Raw genomic sequence first — 12,214 nt, 5'->3', positions numbered from 1 at the left:
CCGGCGCATCCGGCTGGGGGAAGGCCGAGATCCTGGTCCGCGCGGACGCGCTCTCCGCGCGGACGCGCTCTCCGAGCGGGCCGTCCAACTGTGGCCCGGACCCGAGGACGGTGCTCCCGGCGCCGACGACGAATGGCCCGGCTGGGCCGAACTGCGGGCCGCCCTTCTCGCGATGCCGGCCGGCACGTGGACCACCTACGGGGCGATCGCCGAACTCATCGGCAGCCACCCCGTCGCCGTGGGGACCTTCCTCACGGCCAAGGGCGTGCACGGCGACTACCGGGTGCTCAATGCCGACGGACGTGTCTCGGCCGCCTATGAGCCCGCTGATCGCTCACCGCGAGAACTGCTCGAAGCGGAAGGAGTCGGCTTCGACGAGGCGGGCCGCGCCCACCGGCCGTCGCGTCTCGTCGCGGAGGAACTGGCCGAGCTGCTCGGAAAGGAACTCCGGGCGCACGACGACGTCACGACCCCTTCCCCGGCAGCGGACACGACCGACCGGGCCACCCGCTTCGGCGAACTTCTCTCCACCAACCAAGCGCCGGCCACGAACGAGAGCCTCCGCAGCGTGCTCCGCTTCTGGCAACAGCAGGATCCCGCGTGCCACCTGGACTACGGAAGGGGCGCCGAGACCAGCTGCTTCCCCCTCCTCGACGTCGGAACCTCACCGCGCTCCCGAACGATGCGGCCGCTCGGCCTCTACCCGGTGACCGGCGTGGCGGAGGTCCCCTTCGGACACCTCAAGGAGCGGGCACCCTTCGACGACGCGGCGCTGCGCCGTGAACTCCTGCTGCGGTTCAACCGGATCGACGGCATCGATCTGGCCGAGGCGAAGCTGGAGCTGTATCCCACCTTCCCGCTGGATGTCTTCGCCTCTCGCCCGGACGAGATCTGTGCCGTCCTCGAGTGGTTCGTTCACACCACTGCCCTGCACGCCGGCGAACGTGATGCGGGATAAGTCGTCCGGACAGCCCTGAGCCGGTGAATCATGTGACGGAACCGGAGCGGGTGGATCACGAGGGGCGCCATGGGTGGGGTCGGGTTGGAGCGGAAGGCGGTGCCTGCCGGCAAGGGAGCCAGGGAGGTGCTTCTGAGGGCTGACGCCCTCATGGCGGCTGCCAGGGGAGTGATCGCCGATCACGATCAGGCCCGCGCCGCGGTCCGGAGCGCCCTGGACCCGTTGAAGGACGAGCTGGTCCGTCGTGAGCTGGACGGCATTCCGGTCTCCCGGCTCAAGGACGTGACCGAGGGCCGGCTGCGGCTGACCGCCCTGGAGCAGGCCGGGTACTCCACGGTCCGGCAGGTGTTGGACGCCCGGCAGTACGCGCTCCAGCAGCTCCCCGGCATCGGTGCGCAGAGCGCGGTTCAGGCGATAGCCGCCGCGCGGCAGATCGCGGAGGCGGTCGCGGAGCATGTCACCGTCCGCATCGATCCCGACGCGAGTGCCGATCCTCGTACGACGGAGCTGGTCACGGCATTGAACCAGCTGGTGAACGCCGGGCCGGACATTCCCCGGGCCGTCGCGGCAGCCGCTCGGATCGACGGTGAACTCGCCCCGCTGATGGCCGGCGCCCGGCCGGCCCGGGGGCGGTTGCGCATGCTGTTCGCCGGGCGGACGGGCCGCAAGGAGGCACAGGACGCGGTCCAGGCGATCGACGCCCTTCTCGTCGCGCGCACGGACGACGCCACGCCGCTGCTGCTCGCCCAGGCCTCCACGGATCTGCTGCGCCCACCGGTTCCGGCCGACGAGGCGTGGATCGACTTCCAGGTCCGCTCACCCGACTACTACAGCCTGCTCGCCGAGATCGCCGGGCTGGCGCCGGACGCGGACGCGGCCGAGGGGTTCCTGCCGACCGACATCTCCGGCCGGGTGCGGGCCCAGCGGCTGGACGACACCCACCGCCGGGTCTCACTGCGCGGCTACCAGGACTTCGGGGCCCGATTCGCTCTCACCCAGCGCCGGGTGGTTCTCGGCGACGAGATGGGGCTCGGGAAGACCATCCAGGCCATCGCCGCACTCGCCCATCTCAAGGCGGAGGGGCGGACGCACTTTCTCGTGGTCTGCCCGGCCAGCGTCCTGATCAACTGGACGCGGGAGATCGAATCCCGCAGCACGCTGGACGCGTACCGGGTGCACGGCCCCTACCGCGAAGCCGCTCTGGACGAGTGGCTCCGGTGCGGTGATGTCGCCGTCACCACGTTCGACGGCCTGAACACCCTGGTGGTCCCGGAGGAGACCACGGTCGGCATGCTCGTGGTCGACGAAGCGCACTACGTCAAGAACCCGGCGGCCCGCCGTTCCCGATCCGTCGCCCGCTGGACGGCCCGTGCCGGCCACGTCCTGTTCCTCACCGGCACGCCGATGGAGAACCGGGTCGAGGAGTTCCGCAACCTGGTCCACTACCTCCAGCCCGATCTCGTGCCCCACGTCCGCAACAGCGACGCCGTCGCCGGCTCTGAGGTGTTCCGCCGCGCCGTCGCCCCCGCCTACCTCCGGCGCAATCAGCTGGACGTGCTGACCGAACTCCCCGAGCTCATCCAGGTCGACGAGTGGGAGGAGTTCACCGCCGCCGACCTCACCGCGTACCGCTCGGCCGTGACCGCCGGAAACTTCATGGCCATGCGGCGGGCCGCCTACGCCGACCCCACGAAGTCCGCGAAGCTCCAGCGCCTGCTGGAACTCGTCAGGGAGGCCGCGGAGAACAACGCGAAGGTCGTCGTCTTCTCCTACTTCCGCGATGTCCTGATCGCCGTGCGGGAAGCCCTCGGCGACGCGGCCCTCGGCCCCATCACCGGCAGCGTGGCCGTCACCGCACGCCAGCAACTCGTCGACGACTTCACGGCCACCCCCGGCCACGCCGTGCTGCTCAGCCAGATCCAGGCGGGCGGAGTCGGCCTGAACATGCAGGCCGCGTCCGTCGTCATCCTCTGCGAACCCCAGGTCAAACCCACCATGGAGTCCCAGGCCATCGGCCGGGCCCACCGGATGGGCCAGGTCCGCCGGGTACAGGTCCACCGCCTCCTGACGGCCGACAGCATCGACCAGCGCATGCTCGAAATCCTCGACGGCAAGAAGCGCCTCTTCGACGCCTACGCCCGCCGCAGCGACACCGCGGAGTCCACCCCCGAAGCCGTCGACATCTCCGAACAGTCCCTGGCCCGCCAGATCGTGGCGGAGGAACAACTCCGCCTCGCCACCTCCGCCACGGGGGACGAGGCTTCGTGAACCGACCCCCGTGGCACGGCCCGCCCCGCTACGGGCGGCGGGCCGCCGGGCGTTCCAGTTGGGTGACGACGGTGGAGTGGAACCGGTCCACCGCGGCGTCGACGCTGCGGATGAAGCCGGACTCGGCACTGCCACGGGAACTGCCCATGCCCTTGAAGAGGGAGAGGCGGAACCCGGTGATCTGGCCGCCGTCCTTGGGGAGGAGGTCACCGGGCTCGGGGCGCAGCCTCTCCAGAGTGCCGCGGGGGCCGCTGCCGTGGCCCTCGACCAGGGTCTCGATATGGAGGTCGGCCGGGGCCTCGGCGAGCTGGCGGACCAGGCGTTTGGTCCACGAGAGCGGGTAGCCCTGCTCGGAGCGCGGGATCTCCAGGGAGATCCGCAGTTTTCCGGTGCGCAGGTCGGCGGTGATCGCCAGGATCCCGACGCTGCCGTCGATACGGATCTCCGCGTGCAACCGGCCGTCGTCGCAGAGCTTGTCGGCGAGGGCCGCGCGCCGTGACTGCGGATCGGAACCGCGCTTCGCGCGCTGGACCGGCAGGACCTTCTGGCCGAGTTCACCGCCGAGTCGCAGACAGACCTGCCGGATCAGCCGCTCCCAGTTCTCGACGACCTGCACCGCGCGCTGGTCGCCCTGGCAGAGGGTCTCCTCGTCGATGCCGTTGCGCACCGGCACCCACGCGGGGCCCATGTTCTGGAAGCCGTGGCAGCCGGAGTTCTCGTGCTGGAGGTAGTGCAGGAACTCCTCGAGGAGCGAGGCGTGTGCGGCGCTGCCGACGCCTTCGTGGCGGATCAGCATCTGGGCCTGCTGGGTGACCTCGGCCCAGGACAGGTGCCACAGGGCGACCTTGTGCTTGCGCCGCCCGTCGATCTTCACGTCCACGAGCGGGCTGCCTTCCAGAGCCACGTCGTTGGACACGGTGATCACGGCTTCGTAGCCCCGGCGGGCCGCGATGTCCATGTAGTCCTGGACCTGTTCGCCCTTGAGCGGATTGCCGTTGGTCTTCGTCTCGACCAGGGCGGTCCAGAGCCGGCCGGCGCGTTCCACCCGGATGACGCCGTCGGGGCGCTTCGGGGTCTCGCCGTGCGGCAGCGAGACTTCGGTGAACGTCTCCATCCGGCCGGCGGGAGCCCCGAACGCGGCGGTGAGCCGGCGCCCGAACTCGGGGACCTCGGCCATCACCGACAGCAGGATGGACGTGGCGCGCGTCTCCCGCTCGTGGTCGCTCTTGAGGGACGAGGCCGGGAAGAGCCGGGAGGGCCGCCAGGAGTCGTTCTCGGCGAGCGACTTCCTGGTCGCCTTGGGCAGCGTCACCTTCTTCTTGGCGGTACGCGGGCGCTTCACCGGTAAGGGGGTTTCGGGGACGTTCTCGGGGGCGGCGGCTCCCGCGGGGAGCACCGGAACCTCGGGGACCGGCTCATGTTCGAAGGCGGGCGGCGGCGCGGCCGGCACATCAGCAACGACCGCCGCACCTTCCTCCTCCGCCTCATGGGCATCGTCGACGTCCTCATCGGCGTCATCGACGTCGATGCCGTAGTCCGTGGCCAGTCCGCCGAGCCCGGTCTCGTACCCCTGCCCGACGGCCCGGAACTTCCACTCCTCGCCCCGCCGGTACAGCTCACCGAAGATGAACGCGCTCTCGACGCCCGCGTCGGTGATGGGGAACGCGAGGAGGTTCTCACCGGAACCGTCGGCCAGCGTCAGCCGCAGGTCCTCCAGGGTGCCGAACCGATCGTCGCCGTACCGGCTGGCCGCGACGACGACCTGCTGGACGTCCGCGGGCATCGCCGTCAGATCGAGGCTGATCCGGTCCTCGTTACCGTTCGCGGTGGGCGTCTTGCCCAGCAGCTGAACGCTGCCGTCCGGGGCGGCCGGATGGTTGTAGAAGAAGAAGTCCGCGTCGCTGCGGGCCTTGCCGTCGGCGTTGAGCAGGAGCACGGAGACATCCGCGTCCCCGTCCCCGGTCGCACTGCTCCAGCCCAGACTCACGATCACGGAGCCGGTGTCCTCGCTCAACGTCGCCAGGCCGACATTGGCGCCCTTGGTCATTTCCCGCATGAGGCCCCCTCGGTGCATGGCCGCGCGGGCGAACCCGGGCAACCGGTCGCGCTGTCAACGCAGTTGGGACGCGTCTCCAAGTGCGTTCGCTGAACCTTAGCGCCGGAAGCGACACCTTTGCCCTGGGAAGTCCTGACATGAAAAAAGACCCTGTCGCCAGGGTCTCTCACAGGTGTCCGAGGGGGGACTTGAACCCCCACGCCCGATAAAGGGCACTAGCACCTCAAGCTAGCGCGTCTGCCATTCCGCCACCCGGACCGGGTGTACCGCAGGCCTCTCGGCCGCGGCGACGAGGTAAACCATAGCAAAGATCCCAGGGGCCCGATCACGGGTGCCGGTGTGAAGGGATCATGACGTGGGGCGGGTGGCTCTTGGGTGCGGGGGGCGGGCGGGGGAGTATGGGGAGCGGAATCCGCCGCGGTCGCCGGATGCGGGCGCGGGAGTGCGTGAGGGACGAGGAGACAGCGTGAGCGAGTCGATTTCGGGCGCGAGGAGCGACAGGAAGATCACCGGTGAGGACGAGGTCGTCGACCTGTGCCGGGATCTGATCCGGATCGACACCAGCAACTACGGGGATCACTCGGGGCCCGGCGAGCGCGCCGCGGCCGAGTACGTCGCCGAGAAGCTGGCCGAGGTCGGTCTCGAACCGCAGATCTTCGAATCGCACAAGGGGCGGGCGTCCACCGTCGCCCGGATCGCGGGGGAGGACCCCTCCCGGCCAGCCCTGCTGATCCACGGGCACACCGACGTGGTGCCGGCCAACGCCGACGACTGGACGCACCACCCGTTCTCCGGCGAGATCGCCGACGGGTGCGTGTGGGGGCGCGGGGCCGTCGACATGAAGGACATGGACGCGATGACGCTGGCGGTGGTGCGCGACCGGCTGCGCAGCGGCCGTAAGCCCCCGCGCGACATCGTGCTGGCGTTCCTGGCGGACGAGGAGGCGGGCGGCGTCTACGGCGCGCGGCACCTCGTCAACAAGCACCCGGACCTCTTCGAAGGGGTGACGGAGGCGATCGGCGAGGTCGGCGGCTTCTCCTTCACCGTCAACGAGAACCTGCGGCTGTACCTGGTGGAGACGGCGCAGAAGGGCATGCACTGGATGCGGCTCACCGTCGACGGCACGGCCGGGCACGGCTCCATGACCAACAACGACAACGCGATCACCGAGCTGTGCGAGGCCGTCGGGCGACTGGGGCGGCACAAGTTCCCGGTGCGGATGACCAAGTCGGTGCGCGGTTTCCTCGACGAGCTGTCGGACGCGCTGGGCACCGAGCTCGACCCGGAGGACATGGACGCGACGCTGGCGAAGCTCGGCGGCATCGCCAAGATGATCGGCACCACGCTGCGCAACACCGCCGCCCCGACGATGCTCGGCGCGGGCTACAAGGTGAACGTGATCCCCGGCCAGGCCACGGCACACGTCGACGGGCGCTTCCTGCCCGGTTACGAGGAGGAGTTCCTCACCGACCTGGACCGGATCCTCGGCCCGCGGGTGAAGCGCGAGTCGGTGCACTCCGACAAGGCGCTGGAGACGGACTTCGACGGTGCCCTGGTGGACGCCATGCAGACCGCGCTGAAGGCCGAGGACCCGATCGCGCGGGCGGTGCCGTACTGCCTGTCCGGCGGAACGGACGCGAAGTCCTTCGACGACCTCGGAATCCGCTGCTTCGGATTCGCGCCGCTGAAGCTTCCGCCGGAGCTGGACTTCGCGGGCATGTTCCACGGTGTGGACGAGCGGGTTCCGGTGGACGGGCTGAAGTTCGGCGTTCGAGTGCTGGACCGTTTCATCGAAAATTGCTGATGATTCGACCATCTGTGTCAGTCGAACTGAGACGGGTGAAAGCTCCCGCAGTTTCGTAGCTCGTTTCCTTCGGGGTCGTTACGACTTGTGCGGTCCGCGGCTGGGACCGCATTTCGAACTAGGAGGAAACCATGATCAAGAAGATCGTCGCTGCTGCTGCTGTCTCTGGTGGTCTCGTGCTCGCCGGTGCGGGCCTGGCCGTTGCCGACGCCGGCGCGCAGGGTGCTGCCGTGCAGTCCCCGGGTGTGCTCTCGGGCAACCTGATCCAGATCCCCGTCCACGTCCCGGTCAACGCCTGTGGCAACACGGTCTCCGTGATCGGTCTGCTGAACCCCGCCTTCGGCAACAGCTGCGTCAACCAGTGACGTCATGTTCGACCCGTTGAGGGTCTGAACCGGGCCGGCCCCGGAGTGCTTATTCCGCGCTCCGGGGCCCCTCGGTCTTTATGGGGGAATCGGACAAGGATTTCACAGCCGTCCGTTCCCTTCCCGGGGCCGCGACCCCGGGGACTCACTGACAGCGAAGGTAGGGAAGGCTATGCGACAGGTCGCGAAAAAGGGCCTGATCACCGTGGTCGCGACGGGCGGCGTTCTCGCTGCCGGCAGCGGCTTCGCGTTTGCGGACTCGGGTGCCGTCGGCACCACGTCCGACTCGCCGGGCGTCGGGTCGGGCAACAACGTGCAGGTGCCGGTGCATGTACCGGTGAACCTGTGCGGGAACACGGCGAACGTCATCGGGCTGCTGAACCCGGCGATGGGCAACAGCTGCGCGAACGTCTCGGGCCATGGCGGACGGGGCGGAGCGGGTGGTTCCGGGGCGGTGGCGCACGGCGGTGCCTCGCACTCGCCCGGCGTTCTCTCCGGCAACTCGGCGCAGGTTCCGGTCGACGTTCCGGTCAACGCGTGCGGCAACAGCATCACCGTGATCGGCGCCCTCAACCCCGCGATGGGCAACGGCTGCGGGAACACGGAGTGGCACGCGCCGCACGGCTCCGACGACTGCCCCGACAACCCCGGCCAGCCTGGGCATCCGGGGAACCCGGGCACGCCGGGTCACCCGGGTCACCCCGGAAACCCGGGCACGCCGGGGCACCCGGGCCAGCCGAATCACCCGGGCCAGCCGAACCACCCCGGTCAGCCCGGCCACCCGGGTCAGCCTGGACATCCGGGGCACCCCGGTCACCCTGGCCAGCCTGGTAACCCCGGTACTCCTGGCAACCCGGGGACTCCGGGCAACCCCGGCCAGCCCGGTAACCCGGGAACGCCCGGTAATCCCGGCACTCCGGGTCAGCCTGGCAACCCCGGCAACCCCGGCACCCCGGGTAACCCCGGCACGCCTGGTAACCCCGGCACGCCTGGTAACCCCGGCACCCCGGGTAACCCCGGAACCCCCGGCACCGGTCACTCCAACCCGGGCGGGCCCTCGTCGCCCTACGCTCCGGCCGCGCACCACCCGACCGCTCAGCTGGCCGCCACCGGCGCCGGTGCGATCGGGATGGCGCTGCCGACCAGCGCCGCGCTGCTGCTCGGCGGCGGGATGCTCTACCGCCGTAACCGCGCCGCCCGTCGCTGACGGAAGGGAGCCGCAGGGCGGGCCGCGAGGCCAGCCGGGCGGCTCGGCGGGACAGCTCGATGGGACCCCGCGGTCGCGGGGTCCCATTTATGCGTTATGGGTTGATGTCAGTTCACCAGGTTGCTCTGACCTGGCGGATGATCCGGCGGCGCAGCCGCACCCGGCGGCTTCCGTCGGGGTAGAGGCGCAGCCGGTCCAACTCCCAGTGGCCGTACTCCGCGTGATCGGTCAGCAGTCGCGTCGCGTCCTTCCGGGACACACCCCGGGGGACGTACATCTCTGTGAATTCGTATTCCGGCATCGCATCTATTGTGCGGGCAACGCCCTGGTGCGGATAGCGTCTGCACCATGTCTGATGACGTGCAGCCCACCGTTGCCGAGGTACGTGCCGCCGCTGAGGCGGTCAAAGCCGCGCTGGACCGCCACCTTGAGGCGATCGAGAACCGGACGGGGGAGGACGACCCCGCCGTCTACACCGCTTTCGACGATCTCGCTTCGGCCGCCGAGGCCTATGACGAGCTGCTGTACGACGCCTATGACGAGGTCACGCCCTTCGAGGTGCCGTCCGGTGACACGCTGCCCGAGTACGCGGGCTCCGATGAACCTGCCGCGATCAGCGTGCTGATCCGCCGTGACTACAGCATCGTGGAGCCGCAGCGGCTGCTGCTGCAGGCCCGCCGGGTCGCCGACGCCGACTCCGGACCTGACACCGGGGTGAACGCGGCCGTCGGCATTCTCTTCGGCGAGTACGAGCCGGACGAGATCGCCCAGCGGCACAAGGAGTTCGGGCTCGAGGAGGGCGACTCGACCCTGTGGGTCTCCGCCGCGGAGCCCGCCGATCCGGGGGACTGGCTGGCCACCCCGTTCGATCAGGCCGACCCCCAACTGATCATCTGCCGGTTCGACGTCAGCTCGGTCTTCGACGACGAGCTGAGCGCGCTCGACCCGGACAACTAGAGCCGGACGACTGGGCCCGGACGGCCAAGGCCCCGGACGACCAAGGCCCCGGACAACTGGGCCGGACGGCCAGAGCCGGACTCCGCAGGAAAACGATTGCCGGGGCGGACGCTTTTCCGTCCGCCCCGGCCCGGCTCACTCCGCCGCCTGCTCGCGCGCCTGCTCGCGCAGCACCGAACGCAACCGGGTCGTACGGTCCTTCGCCGGGATGCCGGCCACCGCCTGGGCCAGGCCCTGATCGGCGCCCTGCACCACCGAGAGGTGGCGCTCGCCCCGGCCGAAGGCCGTGTAGACCCACGCACGGGTCAGCGCCTGCACCGCGTCGCCCGGCAGCACCACGACCACGGCGGGCCAGCGGAGCCCGGCGGACTGCTGTGCCGTCATCGCCCATCCGTGCCGCAGCGCCGCCACCTGGTCGCGCGGTACGAGGACCCGGGTGCCCGCGCAGTCCAGGTTCAGACCCTCGGGATCGGCCGACAGCACCGTGCCGGGCAGCGTCAGGCCCGGCTCCGGCGCGTACACCACCCGGTCGCCCGGGTCGAAGCCGCCGAACCGGCCCGGGCCGGGATTGAGCCGTTCCTTGAGCGCCGCGTTCAGCACCTGGGTGCCGACGGCGCCGCCGTGGCCCGGCGTGATGACCTGGGTCTCCGTGGCGGGCACCCCGATGACGCGCGGCACCGAGTCGGCGACCAGCTGCACCGCGCGGTGCACCGCCTCGCGGGGGTCGCGCACCGGGACGATGACGACCTCCTTGCCGGGGGCCTCCACCGCCGTCAGCTCCCCGATGCCGATCCCCGACACCAGCTCGCCGATCGGCCCCGGGTCCGGGGTCCTGGACGCCACCTGCGGGCAGGTCTTCGCCGCCAGCAGATCCGCGAAGGCCCGGCCGGGCCCGGCCGACCACAGCACCCCGGGGTCACCGCTGAGGACCAGCCGCGCGCCGTCGGGAACGGCCTCGACGAGCGTGGCCGAGAGCTCCACGTCGAGCTGCGGGGCGTCCAGCACGGCCAGCACGTCCAGAGCCAGGCTCCCGTCGGCCTCCCGGCCAGGACCCTCCTGCCCGGACAGCAGCCCGGCGACGGTGACGGCGGTGTCCTCGCCGAGGTGCGCGGCCAGCCGTCGCCGGCCCTCCGCGGTGTACGCGGCGGCATACGCGCGCAGCCCCAGCTCCCGGGCCGCGGCGACCAGTGCGGCCGGCTCCGCACGGGCCGCCTCGCCACCGGTGTGCGTGACGAGACCACTGACGGCGGCGGCACGGACCAGCGCGGCGGCGGACGGCGAGGACGTGGCGGCCGCGGCCGACTCCCAGTCGAGATCGTCGCCTTCGAAGGTCTTGAGCAGCCGGTCCAGGCCGTCCGCGAGGCTCTCCTCGGCGAGCGCGTACCGGTCGAGGCCGAGCAGCAGCCGGACCGGCGGCCCCTCGTCCCCCTCGTCCGTCGCGGCGGGCTTCGCCCCGGGGACGTCCTCGGCGTCCTGGAACACCAGCACGCGGCCCTCGGCGATGGCGGCGCTCAGTCCTTCCTCGGCGCCGGAGACCGACTGCTTCTCCAGCGCGGTGCGCAGCACGGACGATTCGAGGGCGGTGTGCCCCTGCTCGGCGGCCCGCTCCAACAGCCACACGACCAGGGCCCGTACGCGGCGCTCGTCGTCTGGCCCGCACTCGCCGCCGAGCAGCGCCCGCGCGAACCCGTCCGCGTGCTCGACCCGCACGCCGGCCAGCGACAGCACCTGCCACGGATCCTCGCGCAGTGCCTGCGCCGCCCGTTCGCCGAGCGCCGCCACCGCGGGTTCGGCCAGCTCCGCGGGCGCCCCGCCCTCGGCCAGCACGGCCCGCACCGCCTCGACGGCGGCCGGGTCGTACACCACCGGCACCCGCGCGAGACGGACCGGTTCGCGTTCCGCCCGCTCCCGGACCGGCCGTTCAGCGGGGACTGCGGCTGGAGCCGGGGCCGCAACGGGTTCGGCCGCGACGACCTCCTCGGGCTCGTCCTCCCCGGCGTCGTCGGGGCTCTCCGCCTCCGTCTCCGAAGGCGCGGGCGGTTCAGAGGGATCGGCGGACCCGTCGGGCGCCGACTCCGCAGCGTCCTGATCTTCCGCAGCGGCGGCCTCCGGACCATCGGCGACAGCCGACTCGTCCGCCCCCTCGGAACCCTCGGAACCGTCCGAACCCTCGGAACCCTGAGCCCCCTCCGCTGCTCCGGCCCCCTCCGTAACCTCGGCAACCTCGGCGACGTCGGCCCCCGGCACCGGACCGCCCGCCGCGGCCGCCGCCTCGGCGGCCTGGAGCTTCGCCGCCTCCGCGGCCATCGCGTCGCGGCGCTTGCGGCGGGCGGCCGCGGCATCGCCCTTGGGGGCGGGGGCCGCGGGGTTGTCGCCGCGTTCGATGGAGCGCATGGCGGCGGCGAGGTCCGCCAGGTCGACCGCGGGCTTGGCACGGGCGCCGGCCCGCGCGGCCGGGGCGGGGACGAGCGGCGCGGCGGCATCGTCTATGACCCGCTCCTGGGCCCGCTCCGTCTCGGCGAGGCGGGCGGGGGCCGTGGGCGGTTGCCCGTCGGCGCCGGGCGTCGCGACGTCCTGGTCGGTGCGGTCCTCGGTCACG

Annotated in this window: 9 protein-coding genes, 1 tRNA gene and 1 pseudogene; 7 read left to right on the top strand and 4 right to left on the bottom strand. The window is 71.4% G+C overall.

Translation table 11 applies throughout. The annotated features are described in order from the left end of the window. Positions 1 to 172: 172 nt before the first annotated feature. From LNW72_RS41600 to LNW72_RS10385, 3 genes and pseudogenes are all read left to right on the top strand, one after another. Positions 173 to 307: pseudogene (locus LNW72_RS41600) on the top strand (hypothetical protein); the annotation flags it as partial. 408 nt (positions 308 to 715) lie between these two features. Next, a complete protein-coding gene (locus LNW72_RS41595; protein WP_250980490.1) occupies positions 716 to 958 on the top strand; it encodes a hypothetical protein in 243 nt (80 codons plus the stop codon). A 69-nt stretch (positions 959 to 1,027) separates the two neighbouring features. Next, positions 1,028 to 3,226 carry a DEAD/DEAH box helicase gene (locus LNW72_RS10385; RefSeq protein WP_250975136.1) on the top strand — a complete coding sequence of 733 codons (2,199 nt, stop codon included), beginning with the start codon at positions 1,028 to 1,030 and terminating at the stop codon, positions 3,224 to 3,226. A 28-nt stretch (positions 3,227 to 3,254) separates the two neighbouring features. Here the strand turns inward: LNW72_RS10385 and LNW72_RS10380 are convergent, their stop codons facing one another. Further along, entirely contained in the window at positions 3,255 to 5,273 is a 2,019-nt protein-coding gene (locus tag LNW72_RS10380; protein WP_250980091.1) for a TerD family protein, read from the bottom strand. Positions 5,274 to 5,455: 182 nt separating this feature from the next. Then, a tRNA-Leu gene (locus LNW72_RS10375) sits at positions 5,456 to 5,540 on the bottom strand. Positions 5,541 to 5,748: 208 nt separating this feature from the next. On the opposite strand from LNW72_RS10375, the gene LNW72_RS10370 reads away from it, so the two are divergent. The 3 genes from LNW72_RS10370 to LNW72_RS10360 all read left to right on the top strand — a co-directional run bounded on the left by LNW72_RS10370 (position 5,749) and on the right by LNW72_RS10360 (position 8,658). Beyond that, entirely contained in the window at positions 5,749 to 7,086 is a 1,338-nt protein-coding gene (locus LNW72_RS10370) for a M20/M25/M40 family metallo-hydrolase (RefSeq protein WP_374117202.1), read from the top strand. Between the two features lie 131 nt (positions 7,087 to 7,217). Continuing rightward, positions 7,218 to 7,451 (top strand): chaplin, encoded by a 234-nt coding sequence (locus tag LNW72_RS10365; protein WP_250975135.1) that lies wholly within the window; start codon positions 7,218 to 7,220, stop codon positions 7,449 to 7,451. A gap of 172 nt (positions 7,452 to 7,623) precedes the next feature. Then, positions 7,624 to 8,658 (top strand): chaplin family protein, encoded by a 1,035-nt coding sequence (locus tag LNW72_RS10360; RefSeq protein ID WP_250975134.1) that lies wholly within the window; start codon positions 7,624 to 7,626, stop codon positions 8,656 to 8,658. Positions 8,659 to 8,770: 112 nt separating this feature from the next. Here LNW72_RS10360 and LNW72_RS10355 read toward each other — a convergent pair whose 3' ends face one another. After that, positions 8,771 to 8,959, bottom strand: coding sequence for a DUF5703 family protein (locus LNW72_RS10355; RefSeq protein ID WP_138353264.1), 189 nt, complete (start codon positions 8,957 to 8,959; stop codon positions 8,771 to 8,773). A gap of 47 nt (positions 8,960 to 9,006) precedes the next feature. On the opposite strand from LNW72_RS10355, the gene LNW72_RS10350 reads away from it, so the two are divergent. Then, positions 9,007 to 9,615: a hypothetical protein gene (locus LNW72_RS10350; protein WP_250975133.1), complete on the top strand. Its 609-nt coding sequence runs from the start codon at positions 9,007 to 9,009 to the stop codon at positions 9,613 to 9,615. 135 nt (positions 9,616 to 9,750) lie between these two features. Here the strand turns inward: LNW72_RS10350 and LNW72_RS10345 are convergent, their stop codons facing one another. Beyond that, positions 9,751 to 11,922 (bottom strand): helix-hairpin-helix domain-containing protein, encoded by a 2,172-nt coding sequence (locus LNW72_RS10345; RefSeq protein WP_374117405.1) that lies wholly within the window; start codon positions 11,920 to 11,922, stop codon positions 9,751 to 9,753. Positions 11,923 to 12,214: the final 292 nt, after the last annotated feature.

This window comes from Streptomyces sp. RKAG293 (genome assembly GCF_023701745.1).
GTDB lineage: Bacteria > Actinomycetota > Actinomycetes > Streptomycetales > Streptomycetaceae > Actinacidiphila.
The sequence above is the reverse complement of the archived record's forward strand: the minus strand, read 5'-3'. Positions and strand labels throughout refer to the sequence as shown.